The sequence below is a fragment of the Halomonas sp. 1513 genome, from assembly GCA_001971685.1.
Lineage (GTDB): Bacteria > Pseudomonadota > Gammaproteobacteria > Pseudomonadales > Halomonadaceae > Franzmannia.
The window spans coordinates 1,710,945-1,728,361 of record CP019326.1 but is presented as its reverse complement, the minus strand read 5'-3'; the positions used below and the strand labels follow the sequence as shown (position 1 = coordinate 1,728,361).

The 17,417-nt window shown below is 65.4% G+C and carries 14 protein-coding genes; 1 reads left to right on the top strand and 13 read right to left on the bottom strand.

Annotation, left to right across the window (positions count from 1 at the left end):
- Positions 1-3: 3 nt before the first annotated feature.
- The 5 genes from BWR19_07845 to BWR19_07825 form a co-directional block, all read right to left on the bottom strand.
- Positions 4-1,347, bottom strand: a complete 1,344-nt coding sequence (locus BWR19_07845) for a hypothetical protein (protein APX92848.1) — start codon at positions 1,345-1,347, stop codon at positions 4-6.
- Between the two features lie 50 nt (positions 1,348-1,397).
- Positions 1,398-2,366, bottom strand: coding sequence for a Flp pilus assembly protein CpaB (locus tag BWR19_07840; GenBank protein APX92847.1), 969 nt, complete (start codon positions 2,364-2,366; stop codon positions 1,398-1,400).
- 57 nt (positions 2,367-2,423) lie between these two features.
- The gene (locus BWR19_07835; GenBank protein APX92846.1) at positions 2,424-2,642 is read right to left on the bottom strand and encodes a hypothetical protein; all 219 of its coding nucleotides are present in this window, start codon (positions 2,640-2,642) and stop codon (positions 2,424-2,426) included.
- 94 nt (positions 2,643-2,736) lie between these two features.
- Positions 2,737-4,473, bottom strand: a complete 1,737-nt coding sequence (locus tag BWR19_07830; GenBank protein ID APX92845.1) for a hypothetical protein — start codon at positions 4,471-4,473, stop codon at positions 2,737-2,739.
- A gap of 143 nt (positions 4,474-4,616) precedes the next feature.
- The gene (locus BWR19_07825; GenBank protein ID APX92844.1) at positions 4,617-5,870 is read right to left on the bottom strand and encodes a hypothetical protein; all 1,254 of its coding nucleotides are present in this window, start codon (positions 5,868-5,870) and stop codon (positions 4,617-4,619) included.
- A 557-nt stretch (positions 5,871-6,427) separates the two neighbouring features.
- On the opposite strand from BWR19_07825, the gene BWR19_07820 reads away from it, so the two are divergent.
- Positions 6,428-7,270: a hypothetical protein gene (locus BWR19_07820; protein ID APX92843.1), complete on the top strand. Its 843-nt coding sequence runs from the start codon at positions 6,428-6,430 to the stop codon at positions 7,268-7,270.
- A 272-nt stretch (positions 7,271-7,542) separates the two neighbouring features.
- Here BWR19_07820 and BWR19_07815 read toward each other — a convergent pair whose 3' ends face one another.
- The 8 genes from BWR19_07815 to BWR19_07780 all read right to left on the bottom strand — a co-directional run bounded on the left by BWR19_07815 (position 7,543) and on the right by BWR19_07780 (position 17,397).
- Entirely contained in the window at positions 7,543-7,806 is a 264-nt protein-coding gene (locus tag BWR19_07815; protein ID APX92842.1) for a hypothetical protein, read from the bottom strand.
- 187 nt (positions 7,807-7,993) lie between these two features.
- The gene (locus tag BWR19_07810; protein APX92841.1) at positions 7,994-8,590 is read right to left on the bottom strand and encodes a hypothetical protein; all 597 of its coding nucleotides are present in this window, start codon (positions 8,588-8,590) and stop codon (positions 7,994-7,996) included.
- 96 nt (positions 8,591-8,686) lie between these two features.
- Positions 8,687-9,919 carry a secretion system protein E gene (locus tag BWR19_07805; protein ID APX92840.1) on the bottom strand — a complete coding sequence of 411 codons (1,233 nt, stop codon included), beginning with the start codon at positions 9,917-9,919 and terminating at the stop codon, positions 8,687-8,689.
- 89 nt (positions 9,920-10,008) lie between these two features.
- Entirely contained in the window at positions 10,009-11,589 is a 1,581-nt protein-coding gene (locus BWR19_07800) for an ABC-F family ATPase (protein ID APX92839.1), read from the bottom strand.
- Between the two features lie 295 nt (positions 11,590-11,884).
- Complete coding sequence (locus BWR19_07795; protein APX92838.1) at positions 11,885-12,343, bottom strand: hypothetical protein; 459 nt, start codon at positions 12,341-12,343, stop codon at positions 11,885-11,887.
- A gap of 278 nt (positions 12,344-12,621) precedes the next feature.
- Positions 12,622-13,095, bottom strand: a complete 474-nt coding sequence (locus BWR19_07790) for a nuclease (protein APX92837.1) — start codon at positions 13,093-13,095, stop codon at positions 12,622-12,624.
- A 28-nt stretch (positions 13,096-13,123) separates the two neighbouring features.
- Positions 13,124-16,279: a hypothetical protein gene (locus tag BWR19_07785; GenBank protein ID APX92836.1), complete on the bottom strand. Its 3,156-nt coding sequence runs from the start codon at positions 16,277-16,279 to the stop codon at positions 13,124-13,126.
- Complete coding sequence (locus tag BWR19_07780) at positions 16,276-17,397, bottom strand: hypothetical protein (protein ID APX92835.1); 1,122 nt, start codon at positions 17,395-17,397, stop codon at positions 16,276-16,278. Before BWR19_07780 ends, BWR19_07785 begins: the two co-directional genes overlap by 4 nt.
- Positions 17,398-17,417: the final 20 nt, after the last annotated feature.

The window sequence follows — 17,417 nt, the reverse complement described above, 5'->3', positions numbered from 1 at the left end:
TCCTCAGCGTGAAAAGCCGACGTTGCCCAGGCGTTCGATATCGTCCACGTCCTGGGGGTCGAACAGCAGCTCCAGAAAAGACGGGTCGTAGCGGCGCAGTGCCTCGCCGGGCAGATCCTCGAGGCGAGTGCCGGCCGCCATCGGCGATACCAGATGCGGGGTCACGATCATGATCAGCTCGCGCTCATCGCGCTCGAAGCGCGTCGAGCGGAAGAAGGCACCCAGGACCGGGATATCGCCGAGGCCGGGAACGCGGTTGACGTTCTGCAGCGTCGAGTTGCTGACCAGACCACTGATGATGAAACTCTCACCGTCGCCGAGTTGAATGGTGGTATCCGTGCGCCGCACGCTCAGTGAAGGAATGGCCGTACCGCCGGACTCGATCGCACGCGTAAAGTCGAGTTCGCTTACCTCGGGTGCCACCTTGAGCAGGATGCGACGGTCGTCGAGCACGGTGGGCGTGAGCTGCAGGCGCACCCCGAACTCCTTGAACTCGACCGAGATGTCGCCGTCGCGATTGCTGCGCGGGAAAGGAAATTCGCCCCCGGCCAGGAAGGTGGCGCTCTGCCCCGACAGCGTCACCAGACTGGGCTCGGCCAGGGTATAGGCGAAGCCGTTGTTGCTCAGGGCGCTGATCGCGCCGAGCAAGCCGCGATTGGCATTGCCGCCGATGATCGAGAAGCCTCCCGACACCGAGGTGGGTGACACCAGATTGCCGTCGTTGATGAAGGAGAGCGCGCTGTCGGTGCCGCCCACCGCAAACTGGGTATTGCCGCCGTTGTCGCGGCCGAGGAAGAAGCCCGCCGACTCGAGGCGCCGGCGGTTGACCTCGACGACGCGAATATCGGCCTGCACCTGAACCGCACCGGCCTGGCGAGTGGCATCCACCAGCGGCTGATCGCCGAAACGCTGGCGCGCCAGGTCGTGGCGATCGAGAGACTCGCTGTCGCCGGCCAGACGCGGCACGCCGCTGGCCTGGCTGAGCCGATACTCCTCCTCCAGGCCCTGCCCCTCGGCAGGCGACACCTCGACCCGCAGGCGATCCGGCTCACGCTGCCCGGCCAACCATACTTGCAGCGACGTCACCCCCGGACCCACGCCGCTCAGCAGCAACTGACGGTCATCGATGACCTGAACATCGGCGACGTCGCCGTTGCCCACCGCGGTGCGCGCGACGTCGCGGGCATAGGTCAAGCGCTCCTGCTCACCGGCATATAGCGCCACGCTACGCTCGGATGGCAGGCGACCATCACTCGCCTGAATGCTGCCGCTGGTCATCATCAGGATCAGCGCACCCCACAGCCACGCCCGACCGCGGGACGCCGCCCATGCACGATAGTGTTTCATGCTGCCTTCCCTTCCCTGCGTACTGCTTGGTTGTTATCGGCGTTGCGCCGTCAGTTGCCGAGCGTCACCGTCTGCGTATTGCCACCCACGTGCTGAATCACCTGGCGCCCCGCCGCCGGCCGCGTTGGTGCTTGCACCGGCGCCGCGGGGCGCGCCTCCCGCTGGGTCAGCTCGTGAAACAGCACCGCCGGCCCCAGTTCGGGACCCCGGACGTCATCGTCCTCGTCGGCGTGATGGAGCGAAGCCGACAGCAACTTCATCGACGGTAGTCCCTCATTGCCGTCGAGCAGGCGGCGACGCTCGGTGGCGCCGATCACCGCCAGGCGCAGGCGGCCGGTGGTTTCGGCCAGCAACAGTCGAGGCGCCTGGTCACCGTCCAGCGCCAGAACTGCCGTGCGTCCGCTGCGCTGTGGGCCTTCGTCGCTGTCGTTACCGCCGTTGGCGGCGACGCTCGCTCCTTGAAGCTCGGCGCCAAAGCTGAGCACCTCGACGTCCTGAAGGAGGCGTCGGGCCAGTTGGGTACGGTCGCCGTCGCTGGCCTGGGCGTAGTAGAAGACATCGACGCGATCTCCCGGCGCGACATAGCCGCCGCTGCCGATGACCTCGTCGACACCCACGGCGATGGCACGCTTGCCCGGCGGTACCTGTTCGGCAAGGACGCCACCCAGCGCGAAGTGATGAGGACGCAGGATATCGCCAGCGGCCAGCGGCCGCGTCAGCACTCGCCCCTCGACTTCGGCGAGATCGGCGAAGCTATCGTCGATGCGGCTGGGGTAGTCGACCACCTGCAGCGCCGGTGTGGCACCCTCGCCGGCGTCGCTGAGGCGCGTGCCCGCCGGCAGTGCACGGCCGGCGGCCAGCACCGGGTGCTCGGCAGGCGCTGGCCGCTCGACCACTTCCGGCGTCGGTGCCACCGCCGAGCGGGGCACGTCGCGCGTCAGCTGCCAGCCGGCGAACGCCAGGCCGATGGCCAGTATGACCAGTAAGGCGGCCAGGCCTTTAAGAAGGCTAGGAGACATAGTAATGCCTGCTGTGAGTGATGGATGATCAATGCCAAAAACAACTAGCCATTAATCTTAATCACCACTGATAGCCTCCTGGACATTTTCGAAAAACCCCTCGAAGTCCAGTACGTTTGATGCGGCAAATAGTGCAAGAGCAACCACCGCTGCAATAACGACATACTCAATCGCACTCGCCCCCTGCTGACCTCGCATGCCGGGCCGGTTGATCTTGGCCAGAATAGCAGTAGTTTGCAGCGCTGCTGCGGCCTTGCGAATAGTCTTGGTGATCATGATGATTTCCCCACGTCTGCGTTATTGCGCTATTTATCGGTGCTCAAGGCACCGTTATAAACGCCGAAGCACTTGGATGCGCCGGCGACCAACTTTAACCACCGAACTGCCAGGTAATACGGGCATTGATGCGTCCGCTACGACGATCGCTGTCCTGGTCGCGATCCCCCATCGGGTGGGCGTATTCCACGCCGAGCCGATAGTTGGCACCGTTGCTCAGCTCGACACCGCCAACCGCGGAGATCAGCTCGCTGTCGTTATCGTTCTGATTGAATTCGGTATGCGCGGCATCGACCAGCACATAGGGCTCAATGCTGGTCAGCCAGTTGCCTGCGCCCTCAAGCGCGTGCAGGTAGCGCAGCTCTACTTCTCCGGCATAGCCCTTGTCGCCCTCGGCCTGGCCATCCGGATAGGCGCGGCCGAAGCGGCTGCCGCCGTAGTTGCCGCGCTCCGCCACCGGCAGGGTGTCGTCCGACCAGAACCCCGCCAGACGAGTGCTCAGCCGCCAACGCGTTGTCAGCTGTTCCACCCAGCGCCCCTGTAAGCCTAGGCGCGTGAAATGCAGGCTCTCGTTGCTCTGTAGGGCGTTGTCGGCGACGCGGATATCGTTGCGATTGGCGCCCAGGTCGACGCCCTGGCGCGCATCACCGCGGACCTCCAGCAGGCGCTGCTGACCACCCGTGCGGTAGGTGGTATTGAGCTCGAGGGCCGAGAAGCGAGTATCCTGCTCCGCGCGCTGCAGCAGTTGGTCGTTGAGGCGAAAATCGTAGCCAACCTGCTCGTCATGGTGGTCGAACGCCGCACCGACCTCCCACAGCTGCGTACGACCCAGCATCAGCGGGTAGTCAAGTGCGGCGCGATAACGGTCGCGGACCTTGCTCTCGCGCACGTCCAGCTCCTCGCCCAGCAGCATCAGCGTATCGCTGTCGCTGCCATCGAAGCGGTTGGCGCCAAGCGTCATGCGCAGGCCATCGCTGCCGAGTTCCTGCTGGTACTCCATGGCATAGAACTCATCGTCGCTATCAACCGGCAGCAGAGCCGCAAAGGAGAGCTCCTCGCCATGACGGGTATTGGCCTGGAAGCTCAGGTTACCCAGCAGCAGGAAGTCGTCCCGGTCGCCACCGTCGACCGAGAGGCCGGCCTGGACGCGGCGGGTATCGCGCTCTTCGACGCGTAGCGTGGTGCCACCGGAAGGAGTTCTCGGCACCGGTGCGTTGACCGCTAGCTGTGCACCGGGGATACGTTCGATGAGCGCCGTGTAGCGCTCGAAGGTGGCACGCGTCAGCGGCTGTTCGCCGCGCATGCGATTCGCCAGCAGCTCGACCCGCGCCGCCACTGCGGCGTTGTCGATGGCAATCTCGCTACGCACGATATGCCCCTCGACCACGACGACCGTAACGGTGCCATCGTCGAAGTTATTGGTCGGCAAATAGGCGTAGGAGAGCGGATAGTCGGCGCTTTGATAGCGCTGGGTGATGGCTTCCACGGCATCGATCAAATCACCCAGCCGAACCTCCTGGCCGACCATCGGCTGAAGGTCCACGGCCAGCGTCTCAAGCTCGAATACCGAGCCACCGACGATATTGATGTGCTCCACCGGGATGCGTGTATCACGGCTGATCTCGCCATCGCTACCCGGCAATTGCACGCGGGTCGAACTGCGCTGCTGTTGCTCCCTGACCGTCTGCAATGGAGGCGAAAGCGTGGGCTGTCGATCGTCGATCAGTGAAGGTAGGTCGCTGGCATGGGAGTGACTGACAGGCATCCCCGTCAGCACAATCAGACCGGCACAAAGCGTCATCACGCTACTAGAGCGCGTCGATATGGGCATAAATAACGGTTCCCTGCGGAATAAGAACGATGCGTGGCCTGGCGATTATTATCGTGTTACTGCGCGCAGCGCGGTGCGACCAGGTACGCACTCCGCGCTAACAAAGTGAGCACGCAGCGCATAAGCACTGCGTGCCCAATCACTTACTGCGAGGTACGCGAGGAACCGCCGAGCAGACCGCCAAGCAATCCACCCCCACCCAGCAGGCCGCCGCTCTGACCTTCGTCGCCACCGCCGAGCAAGCCACCACCCAAGAGGCCACCACTCTCATCGCCGCCTCCCAGGAGGCTGCCGGTCAGGCCATCCACGGTGCCGGTGACACCGCCGAGCAGGCCACTATCGCCACCCAGCAGGCCACCGCTGTCTCCGCTGCCGCCGCCACTCAGAAGGCTCGCGGTCAGGCCATCCACGCTACCGGTGACGCCACCCAGCAGACCGGCATCGCCACCCAGCAGACCACCGCCCAGCAGGCCGCTGCTCTCACCGCCCAGCAAACTGCCGGTCAGTCCATCGACCGAACCGGTGACGCCGCCAAGTAGACCCGCCTCGCCGCCGAGCAGATCACCATCGCCGCCAAGCAGGCCATCTTCACTACCGACCAGACCACCCAGCAGATCGCCCTCTCCAGCGAGGTTGTCGAGCAGACCAGCGCCTAGCAGACCATCTTCCATATTGCTGTCGGCCGTCAGCAGGCCGCCGCTGTCGACGACGAGTTGACCAACCCCGGAGACAGTCGCGCCGACACCTGCCAGCAGCGCATCGCCGCCGCCCAGGTCATCACCCAGCAGCACCACCGCACCGCCGACGTCGCCCAGCAGGCTGCTGGCCGTCGGACCGACCACCAGTGCGTCACCCAGGGTTTGAGTGGTGCCTTCGAGATTAACCACCAGCGGCCGCACGACCGCGGTTAGCTCGGTGGTCAGGCCCGCGATGTGGCCGTCCTCGTCGGTCAGCGAGAAAGTCAGCGCATCCGCCGTCGCGGTGACAGTGCCGCCAAGTTGCTCGACGGTGCCGCCGAGGCCAGTCAACAGGCCGGTAGTGTCGTCGACCTGCATGAAGACCGGCAGGGTGTTCAGCGCTTCGACCGTGGTACCCATAGCGGTTACCGCCTGCCCGGTATCGCCTACGGCACCGGTGGCGCCCGCCAGGGTGGTACCCAAGGCATTGTCGTTCTCGGACAGGTCGCCGAGGCCGTCACCGAGGCCGCCTGACAGCGTATTGACGCCGTCGCCGAGATGAGTGACCACGTTGCCAGTACCATCGGTAATGGTCCCGACCAGCGGCGCATCAAGTTGCGTCACGGCGTCGCCTACGGCGATAACGGTATCGCCCAGACCGCCCGAGGCATCAGACGTGTCCTGTACGATCCGCTCGAGGCTGGTGCCTTCATCGGCCACACCGTTACCGTTCTCGCCGCTGCCGTTACCGTTGCCGTTTCCATTGCTGCCAACCCCCGAGCCGCCGTTCAGCGGCTGAGAGCTGGATGAACTACCACTGCAGCCAGCCAGCGCAATTGCAACGGTCAAGGTTGCCAGTGGTAAGAATCGATTCTTTAAGATTGTCATGCATCCCCCTTGGATCGCCGCCTGTACCGGACATATATCGTTGGCTTGGTTCATCATCCCTGTAACCTCGGCTGCCAGCGTCGCAACGTTTGCATCGAGCCTCACCAACGAGCCCTTCCTTTACAAATCATGAACTTATTAGAATTACATTAGTTATCTTACATGCCGTGTAGTCAATCTCTTACACGAGATAGCGCTAATACTTACGCTGCAAAAAAGCTTAGTGTTCTAAGCTTCTAGACGAAATTATAGTTAATTAACGTCTAATATCTTTGCATTTTCGTTCATATGAGCGCCGCACTATCTCCGCAACTTTGCAATATCGATTGCGCAGATGGAAAAAATAAGTGTTTGAACATTACACAGTGCAAGGGCATAGGGAGAGAACAATGAAAGATATATCGCCGGATTTAGAGTCCGCCGAGGTCTGGCTGAATGACAATGCCCCTCATGGTGCCTCGATGCGCCGTCTCGCTGACTACCTGGGGTATTCTGAGTCCCACTTGAGGCGCCTCTTCACCCGCCAGTTCGGCCAGAGCCCGGGGCGCTACCGTGATCTGCTTCGCCTAGAGCGTGCCGCCGTGCTGCTGGCCCGCACGCGCTTGCCGATCATTGAAATCGCCATTCAGTGCGGCTACTCCAGCCACCCGATCTTCACCCGCGCCTTTCACCACAAGCATGGCGTAAGCCCGAGAACCTTCCGCCTGCAGTTCGAGCACCGCAACCAGCTGGCGCTGGCGCAGCTGCCTCACTCGGCCAGCTTGGTCGACTGCCAGCCACGCATCATCTACGACGTGCACCACGATCTCTATCTGGCACGCCACTATGGCGAACTCGATCTCGAGGGGCAGCAGCACGCTTGGCACTACTATATGCGACATGCACATTTCAGCCGTCAGACCTGCCTCAAGGCCCAGGCTGCATGGCTTTATCATGATGATCCGGTGATCACGCCCGGGGAGCGCATCCGCACCGACTTAGGGATGAGCGTTTCTCATCAACGTCATCTACCAGCGGGGCGCTTCTTTCGTCACACCCGGGTAGAGATCGAACGGGCCGTTACGGTGCGCTTCGCAACCGCTGCCGAGATTGCGCCGCTACGCACCTTCCTGACCCTGCGATGGTTACCCCAGCACGGCGAGAGCATCGACGGCAATGCCAGCAGCGTACTGTTCGACGCCGCGGATCGCTGCGATGGTCCCGGCAGCCTTACCATTCCGCTGCTGAGCTAACCTGGCTCCAGCAAAAAAAGCCCGACGGGTGTCGGGCTATAAGTCGCAGGGAAACGCCAGCCTATGACGGCAGCGTTTGCCTCGGCCATTATATCGCCCCTGGCCAGGGATCAGTTTGCTTAAATACGCATCCTTTCCTGGCCTATACCAAGGTTATCCTCATCCCCCGCTTGCCGTTGCCAGGCCCACACACGAAAAACCCCTCGCTGCTCACACAGCGAGGGGTTCGAACGTCATGCCCGAGTCATTAGCTCGGCACGCCCATGTCAGAATTACTTCTGCATGGAGCGCTCGAACATGCGGTTCATTTCTTCGCGGTTTTCGCGAGACATCTGCAGAGCAGCCTGAGCGTCGCGCTGCGCTTGGTTGGCGGTGTTCTGCGCCTGGTTGGCAACGTTCAGCGCTTCAGAAGCGTCAGCCTGAGCGGACTCAGCGGTCATGCGCACTTCGTCCAGGGCGCCGGTAGAGGCACAGCCCGCCAGGATCGCCAGTGAGGCAGCGGCAGCGGTAATCTTCAGAGTGTTCTTAATGGTCATGGTGTTCTCCTTGAGAGACTTCCTTGGTTCAGCTTGGGTTGTGCCTGGTAACAGGCGTCCTGCTATCGCAGGTTCTTCTGCACGTCACGTTGGCAATCATAGACGGCCAAAACGCGATGTCAAACACTGTTTTATTATAGACAGGCTCCGTCTGTCTACACGAAAAAACCTATCGCGCCACTTGAGCCTAGCGGATCACGACCCGCGTGCCAATGCCGATCAGCTCGGCGAGCCGCTCGATCTCGGCATTGGTCACCGCCACGCAGCCCAGGGTCCAGTCGAAGCGACCGTGAATCTCCGGGTCGCCCTTGCCGATCCCGTGCAGGCCGATGTTTCCCCCCAGCACGGTGTCCTGGGGCGGACGACCGTGGCGACGCAGGAAATAGTGGTAGTCCTCGTACTCGGCGCGGCTCATCACGCCGGCGTTGAGCGCTTCCAGCGCGTTCCACGGGGTCGGATAGTCGACGGCGAAGAACAGGTGAAAGCGGCTCTCGGGGTTGATGCCGTTGATACGAAACTCCCCCTGCGGGGTCTGTTTGTCGCCCCTCACCCGCATGCGGGCGGCGCCGCGCTGGCCGATCGAGATGCCATTAATGCGCTCGAGGGGATAGTCACCGCGATACACCGTGAGCGTGGCGTCACTGTTGTCGACCTTGACCCACACTTCGAACGGATCGCGGGGGCCAAAGTCGGTGGCGATATTGTCGATCAGGCTGGCCTTGAGGCCCAGGGTTGGCGTCAGCACCATCGCGACGATGGCAAACAGTCTGATGAGTCGGCTCATGGGGGCGTTGTCTCTCGGCTAGCACGTGCAATGAGTGCTTTCTACGCTATTGGTCGCGCGTTGACAAACCCTATTTATCGCCCCGTGTTCAACGCCCTAGCGGGGCAGCAGAGCCCCGACCCGGAACAGCTCGCCGAGGGTGGTGACACCCTGCTCGACCTTGCTCAACCCCTCGCCAAACAGCATCGGCTCGCCGCGCGCCACCACCTGGCGTCGCAGGCGGTGTTCATCGCCGTGCTGCAGAATCAGCGCATGGTCCTCGCTGGTCGGCTGCCACACCTCGAAGACCCCGGTGCGGCCGGAGAACCCGAGCCCCTGGCACGCCTCGCAGCCGACGGCCTGCCACACATGCGAGGGCAGCCGCGCGCCGCTGGCCTCGAGCCAGGCACGATCACCGTCCGCCAGTGAGGTTGGCTGCCGGCACTGCTGACACAGCTGCCTGACCAGGCGCTGCGCCACCACCACCCCGAGACTGGAGGCGATCTCGGCATCGTCGAGGCCGCGCTGACGCAGCGTGGTCACCGCCCCCACCGCATCGCGGCTGTGCAGGGTCGCCATCAGCGAGCGTCCGCTGACCGCCACGTTGATTGCCGCCCGCGTCGAAGGCTCGTCGCGCAGTTCGCCGATCAGCACGTAGTCCGGGTCGATGCGCAGCAGCGCAGAGGTCACGCTGGCAAAGTCCATGCCGCTGGCGCTGTCGACCTGCAGCTGATTGATCCCGGGCACGATGTACTCCACCGGATCCTCGACCGTGACCACCTGGCTATCGCTGAGCGCCAGGCGATGCAGCAGGGTATACAGCGTGGTGGTCTTGCCCGCCCCGGTCGGTCCGGTCACCAGCAGCATGCCGCTGGTGGCATCCATCCACTGGCGAATCCACTGCACGCCGAGCTCACTGATCCCCAGCTGCTCGATGTCGTCGAATACCACGGGGGGATCGAGAAAGCGCACGGCCAGCTTCTCGCCGGTGACCGTGGTGACCGCCGAAACGCGCAGGGTCAGCTCGCGCTGGGCCAGCGCGGTGGCAAAACTGCCCTCGGCGGCGGCCAGCGACGGCAGCGGGTTGAGTCCCGCCTGGACCTTGAGCTGGTTGACCAGGCGCTGGCCGGTTTCATAGGCCAGCATGGCGGCATCGACGACCTGACCGTCGATGCGCAGCCGAACCCGGTAGCCGTCGGCCTGGGGGTCGAGATGAATGTCGCTGGCCCGCGCACGCCTGGCATCGTCCAGCAAGGCGGCGATCTCGAGCTGATCGGGCGCGTCATCGGGGCCGGCCTCCAGGGCAGGCAGGAAGGTAGCCAGCAGCTGCTGGCGAAAACGTCGGGCCATGGGCGGCGCCTCATGCGGATGGATGGAGCGGGACTGCTCCTAGCTCAGCACAGCGCCGCCGATCGCGCCATTGATAGTGCCTACTGCGCCTAGTGCTGGCTGCGCAGATAGTCCTCATAGCTGCCGCTGAAGTCGATGATGCCCTGCGCCGTCATGTCGAGAACCCGGGTGGCCAGGGAAGACACGAACTCGCGGTCGTGGCTGACGAAGATCAGCGTGCCGGGATAGTGCTCCAGCGCCAGGTTGAGGGCCTCGATGGACTCCATGTCGAGGTGGTTGGTGGGCTCGTCGAGCAGCAGCACGTTGGGATTGATCAGCGACAGCTTGCCGAACAGCATGCGCCCCTGCTCGCCCCCCGACAGCACCTTGACCGACTTGCCGATATCGTCGCTGCCGAACAGCATCCGCCCCAGAGCCCCGCGCACCACCTGCTCGCCGGCATCGGTCCACTGCTGCATCCATTCGAACAGCGTGGCCGGGTTGGCGAAATCGTCGCCGTGGTCCTGGGCGAATACGCCCAGCTCGGCGCTGTCGGTCCACTTGACGCTGCCGCTGTCCGGCGCCAGCTCGCCGCTCAGGGTCTTGAGCAGCGTGGTCTTGCCGATGCCGTTGGGGCCGATGATGGCGATTCGCTCGCCGGCCTCCACCGTCATCGAGATGCCGTCGATCAACCGCTGGTCATCATAGCCCTTGCGCAGCGCCTCGACGTTGAGGGCGTTACGGTGAATCTTCTTGTTCTGCTCGAAGCGGATGAACGGGCTGACCCGGCTCGACGGCTTGATGTCGGTGAGTTTGATCTTGTCGATCTGCCGCGCCCGCGAGGTGGCCTGCTTGGCCTTGGAGGCGTTGGCCGAGAAGCGGCTGACGAAGGCCTGCAGATCGGCGATCTGCGCCTTCTTCTTGGCATTGTCGGCATGCATGCGCTCGCGCACCGCGGTGGCGGCGGTCATGTAGTCGTCGTAGTTGCCGGGGAACAGGGTGATCTCGCCATAGTCCAGGTCGGCCATGTGCGTGCACACGCTGTTGAGGAAGTGGCGGTCGTGGGAAATGATGATCATGGTGCTGTCGCGGGCGTTCAACACCCCTTCGAGCCAGCCGATGGTGGCAATGTCCAGGTGGTTGGTGGGCTCGTCGAGCAGCAGCACGTCGGGGTCGGCGAACAGCGCCTGGGCGAGCAGCACGCGCAGCTTCCAGCCGGGTGCCACGGCGCTCATCGGGCCGTGGTGCTGGTCGAGGGGGATGCCCAGCCCCAGCAGCAGCTCGCCGGCGCGGGCATCGGCGGTGTAGCCGTCGAGCTCGGCGAAGCGCACTTCCAGGTCGGCCACCGCCATGCCGTCGGCCTCGCTCATCTCGGGCAGCGCGTAGATGCGCTCGCGCTCGGCGGCCACCGACCAGAGTTCGGTGTTGCCCATGATCACGGTGTCGATGACCCGCTGGTCCTCGAAGGCGAACTGGTCCTGGCGCAGCTTGCCGAGCCGCGCGTCGGGCTCGACCATCACCTGACCGGCGCTGGGCTCTAGATCGCCGCCGAGGATCTTCATGAAGGTCGACTTGCCGCAGCCGTTGGCGCCAATCAGACCGTAGCGATGGCCCTTGCCGAACTTGACGGAGACGTTCTCGAAAAGGGGCTTGGCCCCGAACTGCATGGTGATATTGGCGGTGGAGATCAAAGCGGCGTCCCGGTGCGATGGTGCAAAGGGGCGCGATTGTACGCGCTATCGGGCCGCGGTTCACCCTGCATTGATACGACCACAGACTAATTGCAGCGCCCCTGAGTGAGGGACGCCGGGGGCAGGCCGAAGAGGAGGTTTACGCCATGGATGGCGTAAGTAGCGCCCAGGGATGGGTTTACAGCGCCTCCTCGCAGGCCTGCCGCCGGATAAGTTCCGAGCGGTACCGCTTATCTGCAATAGCCCTGGCTACTAGCAAGGCCCCGCCACCTTTGGTGACGGGGCCAACGAAGGCTTAAACCGCCGCCTGCTGATGGTTCGGCGGGTCGTGGCGCTCGACGGTAAAGATCGACTGCAGCTTGTCCTTCTTGCCGTAGAGATGCACCGTGGTCTGATCGAAGGGGAAGTACTCGATGTATTCGCTGTGCAGGTTGAAGCGCGGCTTGTGGGCGTTGATCATCGCCGCCGCCAGTCGCTCGCGGTTGATATGCCCCGACAGGCCAACGCTGACCCACAGCGCCTCCTCCGGCTGCAGGAAGTCTCGCCAGGTGGCGTGGTCCTCATGGAAAGTCAGGCCGTGGCGGGCATTGCGGTGCTCGCCTACGTAGATCAGCTCCTGCACCTCCATCTCGCCGCTTTCGGGGTCGTAGGCGGCGCGGTAAACGCAGTAGATCCCTGACTCATCGGGCACCTCGCTGAGCTCATCCAGCGTCCAGTAGCCAAGCATCTTGGGGGAAAGCAGTTGATCGGACATCGCTATCACCTCCTATTGCTCGCCTGACGATGTGGGCGCCGAACCCGACACCCAACGTGGCGACTCACCTATAGCCTAGTCAAATTGGGGGTTTTTGCTGCCCAGCGACGATAGGAGTAAACGATGCTCGGGGCTGACCCGTGGGCAGGCCTTCGAGGGGGCGCTGTAAACCCATCCCTGGGCGCTACCTGCGCCATCCATGGCGCAGAACCCCCTCTTATGCCTGTCCACGGCGCCCCTCGCCATGAGGCAACTTCGTGTCCTCTTCGTCTACTCTGCTAGCGCAACAAGTCGCCTTCAATGGGCACGAAGTGGGTTGCGGCGCGCATCAGCGAGGCGGCGGTGAGGCGCTCGACCCCGACCACCTCGACGGGAATCCCATAGCGCTCGCGAATGCGGCTCACCAGCAGGTCGAAGTCGCCGTCGCCGGAGAGCAGTACCAGGCGGTCGACCTCGGCGGCGGCCTCCATGGCATCGAGGGTGATGCCGACGTCCCAGTCGCCCTTGGCCGAGCCGTCGCTGCGCTGGATGAAGGGTTTGAGCTTCACGGTAAAGCCGATGCGGCGCAGGATCGCCTGGAACTGCTGCTGGCGCGGGTCGCCGCGCTCCACCGCATAGGCGTTGGCGACTACCACCTCGCGGCCGGCAGCGAAGCGCGCCCAGCAGGCGTGGTAGTCGAAGTGGCGGCCGAACGCCTCACGGGTGGTGTAGTAGACGTTCTGCACGTCGACCAGGATCGCAACTCGTTCCACGCGCAGGCGCCTCGTTCAGGGAAAGGCCTTAGCGTGACACAGTGGCGCCCTCGGCGTCGCCTGCTGGCGCTGCGTGCTTGTCGACCGGCACGCGCATCAACAGCGCGTAGAGCACCGGCACCACGCACAGGGTAATGATCGAGGCCGCCAGCAGGCCGAAGATGATGGCGATGGCCATCGGCGCCCACAGCAGGCCGCCGCCCAGCCACAGCGGCAGCAGGCCGCCGCTGGTGGTCAGGGTCGACATCACCACCGGCCGCAGGCGCCGGCTGCCGGCCTCGAGGATCGCCTCCAGCGGCGCCAGGCCATGGCGACGCTCGAGGTCGATGCGGTCGATCAGCACGATGGCATTGTTGATCACGATGCCGGCCAGCGACACCACGCCGAGAAAGGTCATGATGCCGAAGTGCGAGCCGGTGACCAGCAGGCCGAAGACCACGCCGATCAGCGACAGCGGGATGGTCGCCAGGATGATCAGCGGTCGCCGCAGCGAGTTGAACTGCATCACCAGCAGCACCAGGATCACCATGGCGCCGATCGGCAGCTTCTCGACGATCGAGGCGGTGGCGATCTGCGAGGCCTCCATCTCGCCGCCGAATTCGTAGAACACATCGCTTGGCCAATTGGCCTGCTGAGCGTCGAGCCAGGGGCGCAGCTCGGCGGCCATCGCCTCGGCGGTGATCCCCGGCGCCAGCTCCGACTCCACCGAGATGGTCTGGTAGCGGTCGCGGCGCAGGATGCGCGCGGGCCCCCAGACCATCTCGACATCGGCGACCTGGGCCAGCGGCACGCCCTGGCCGCCCTCCTGGGGCATCACGATCACGTCGTCGAGCTCATCGGCATTGCGTAGTTCGCCGCGCTCGTGGCGCAGCATGATCGGCACCAGGGTATCGCCGTCGCGGAAGGTCGAGACCTCGATACCCGACAGCGCCGACTGCAGGCTCAGCGCCACGTCGCGCTCGGTGACCCCGGCGCGCAGCGCCCGCGCCGGGTCGACGTCGACGCGTAGCCGCTTGACCCAGTCACCCCAGTCGTCGCGCACGTTGCGGGTGCCCGGCTGCTCGCTGGTGTAACGGCGTACCTGCTCGGCGATCTCGGCCAGCCGTTCGCGGTCGTTGCCCGACAGCCGAATCGCCAGCGGTACGTTGACCGGCGGACCGAAGCTGGTGGCCTTGACGCTGGCGCGCAGGTCGGGGAATTCGTCGTTGAGCCACTCGCCGAGCTCGCCGATCAGCGGATCGACGGCCTCCCAGCGGTTGGCCTGCAGCAGCATGAAGGCGTACTCCGGGCTGGGCGGCTCCGGGGCATGATTGATGAGGTAGCGTTCGCCGCCGAAGCCGATGAAGCTGCCCCAGTGGGTGATGCCGTCGCGCCGCCACTGGCCGTCCTCACCCTGCTCGGCCGGCAGTGCCTCGGCGAGATGCGCCTCGATCGCCTCGACCACCTCGCGGGTGCGCTCGATGGGCGCCGAATAGGGCAGCCGCAGCTCCACGGTGACCAGATTACGCTCGGCCTGGGGGAAGAAGATCTTGGGCAGGTAGCTAAAGCCCACCAGGGTCAGGCCAAACAGCCCCAGCACCACCCCCAGGGTCAGCACGGGATGGCGCAGCAGCGCCAGCAGGCCGCGGCGGTAGCGCGGATAGACGACCCGGGCCACCCGGCCCGGGGGCGCCTCGCCGGCATCGGCTGGCGGGGTGTCGGCGCTTTCGCCCTTGGGCTTGAGCAGCGCCACGCACAGCAGCGGGATCATGGTCAGCGACAGCAGCCACGACGACAGCAGCGTGATGCTCACCACCTGGAACAGCGAGCGGGTGTATTCACCAACGTCGGAGACCGCCAGGAACTGCGGCAGGAAGGCCGCCGAGGTGGTCAGCGAGGCGGTCAGCAGCGGAAAGCGCAGCTGCGCGGCCGACTCCAGCGCCGCTTCGCGCACGCTCTTGCCCTCACGGGTCGAGACCTGAATCGACTCGACCATGACGATGGCGTTGTCGACCAGCATGCCGAGGGCGATGATCAGCGCCCCCAGCGACACCTGGTCGAGGCCGATGTCGAACAGCCCCATGAAGGCCAGGCAGGAGAGGATCGCCGCCGGCACCAGACTGGCGACGATCAGCCCGGTGCGCAGGCCCAGGAACAGCAGCATCACCACGCAGACCAGGGCCACCGCCTGCAGCAGGTTGATCAGGAACTCGTTGATACGCGCGTCGACGCGGTCCGGCTGGAAGGCCAGCTCCTCGAACGCCAGGCCGAAGGGCAGCTCGGCCTCGATCTCGGCGAGCCGCTGGCGCACCTGCTCGCCAAGATCGGTGATGTTGCCGCCCTGGCGCATCGCCACGCCCAGCGCCAGGCCCTGCACGCCGCTGGCGTGATAGCGGGTGGAGGGCGGGTCGGCGTAGCCGTGGGTGACCTCGACCAGCGAACCGAGCGGTACCAGCTCGCCCTCGGGCAGCGGCACCAGCGCGCGGCGAATGTCGTCGATGGTCTCGAAGTTGCCGGTGGGCTCGAGCACCAGCCGCTCGCTGCCGGAGCGGATCGCTCCGCCGGGCAGCACGATATTGCGCGCCGCCAGCAGCTGGCCGAGGCCCTGGGGCGACACCCCCAGCTCGGCCAGCCGCGCCTCGTTGTAGTCGAGAAAGATCTGTTCCTCGGCGTGACCGTGGATGCTGACCTTGGCCACGTCGGGCAGCTGCAGCAGCCGGTCGCGGGCGTTGTCGGCGACCTCCTTGAGCTCCGCGGGGGCGAAGCCCTCGCCGGTCAGCGACAGCATGATGCCGAACACATCGCCGAACTCGTCGTTGATCTGCGGCGGGTGGGCCTCGTCGGGCAGCTGGCCCTGGATATCGCCGATCTTGCGCCGCAGCTTGTCCCAGCCGGCCTGGACGTCGCGGGTGTCGGGACGCAGTTCGACGCGGATGATCGACACCCCCGCCCGCGAGGTGCTCTCGACATAGTCGAGTTCCGGCATCTCCATGATCGCGGTTTCCAGCGGGTCGGTGACCAGCTGCTCGATGCGCTCGGGGGTGGCGCCGGGCATCGGCGTGACGATCTGCGCCACGCGTACCGTGACCTCGGGGTCCTCGGCCCGCGAGATACCCAGGTAGCTGATCACCGCGCCGAGGAAGACCACCAGCAGCGCCACCAGGGTGACGCGGTTGTAACGCAGCGCGGCACCGGTAAGGCTCATCGGTTCGCCTCCAGGCGCACCCGCTGGCCGTCGCGGATGCGGCTCATGCCGGCGACCACCAGCCGCTCGCCGCCCTCGAGCCCTTCGACCACTTCCAGCGACTCCCCCTGGCGCCGCCCCAGTGCCACTGCGCGGCGCTCGATCTGCGCCAGCGGCCGGCCGTTGGCGTCGTGCTCGGCCGCGTCCTCCTCGACGGCCAGGTAGACGTAGTGGCCGGCAGCATCCTCGCCCACTGCGGCCATCGGCACCCACAGCGCATCGGCGCCGTTGGCGGCCTGCGGCAGGCGGATCTCGGCGGCCATGCCCGGTGTCAGCGGCGCCGCGGCGCTATCGTCGTCGATATCCAGGCTGACCCGCAGCGGCCAGGTCGCCTGGGGCGGCTGCAGCGGCAGGCCGATCTCGGTCACCCGCCCCGTCAGGCTGAGGCCGAGCAGCGGCAGCTCGACGTCGACGCGATCGCCCTCCTCGACCCGCTCGAGCAGATCCTCGGAGAGCGCCGCGCGCACCTCCATGCCCTCGCCGCAGGCCAGCACCAGCACCGGCTGGCCGGCGCCGACGTTCTCGCCGCTCTCGACCAGCCGCTGGGCCACCCGGCAGTCACCGGGTGCACTGAGTTCGGCGAACCCCCGCTGACGCTCGGCCAGCGCCAGCTGGCGCTCGGCGCTGCGCTGCTGAGCACGCGCCGACTCGACCTGGGCGCGGGCGGCGTCGAGCTGGCGCGCCGGTGCGCTGCCGGCCTCATACAGGCGCCGGGCACGCTGCCATTCGGCTTCGGCGTTGACCGCCGCGGCCCTGGCCCCGGCCAGGCTGGCCTCGGCCTGGTCGCGCTGCAGGTCGATGTCGGTGGCGTCGAGTCGCGCCAGGGTCTGGCCCGCCGCGACCCGCTCACCGACGCCGACCTCGAAGGCCTCGAGCTGGCCGTCGACACGAAAGCTCAGGCGTCGATTGGCCCCCGCCTCGAGCCGCCCCGGAAGGCGCCGCTCGGCGTCCGGGGCACCCGACTCGACCAGCTGCGTACGCACCGGGCGCAGCGCTTCCTCGGCCGGGGGTTCGCTACCGCAGGCCACCAGCAGCAAGACCAGCGGGAGAAGTGCGGGGAGCAGGAGTCTGGAGGTCATGGGCACGCCATCCGAGTCAT

Coding starts and splice junctions, on each gene's coding strand:
- BWR19_07835 (APX92846.1), bottom strand. CDS start 2,642: ATGATCACCAAGACTATTCGCAAGGCCGCAGCAGCGCTGCAAACTACT.
- BWR19_07840 (APX92847.1), bottom strand. CDS start 2,366: ATGTCTCCTAGCCTTCTTAAAGGCCTGGCCGCCTTACTGGTCATACTG.
- BWR19_07810 (APX92841.1), bottom strand. CDS start 8,590: ATGAGCCGACTCATCAGACTGTTTGCCATCGTCGCGATGGTGCTGACG.
- BWR19_07830 (APX92845.1), bottom strand. CDS start 4,473: ATGCCCATATCGACGCGCTCTAGTAGCGTGATGACGCTTTGTGCCGGT.
- BWR19_07815 (APX92842.1), bottom strand. CDS start 7,806: ATGACCATTAAGAACACTCTGAAGATTACCGCTGCCGCTGCCTCACTG.
- BWR19_07785 (APX92836.1), bottom strand. CDS start 16,279: ATGAGCCTTACCGGTGCCGCGCTGCGTTACAACCGCGTCACCCTGGTG.
- BWR19_07805 (APX92840.1), bottom strand. CDS start 9,919: ATGGCCCGACGTTTTCGCCAGCAGCTGCTGGCTACCTTCCTGCCTGCC.
- BWR19_07845 (APX92848.1), bottom strand. CDS start 1,347: ATGAAACACTATCGTGCATGGGCGGCGTCCCGCGGTCGGGCGTGGCTG.
- BWR19_07780 (APX92835.1), bottom strand. CDS start 17,397: ATGACCTCCAGACTCCTGCTCCCCGCACTTCTCCCGCTGGTCTTGCTG.
- BWR19_07820 (APX92843.1), top strand. CDS start 6,428: ATGAAAGATATATCGCCGGATTTAGAGTCCGCCGAGGTCTGGCTGAAT.
- BWR19_07795 (APX92838.1), bottom strand. CDS start 12,343: ATGTCCGATCAACTGCTTTCCCCCAAGATGCTTGGCTACTGGACGCTG.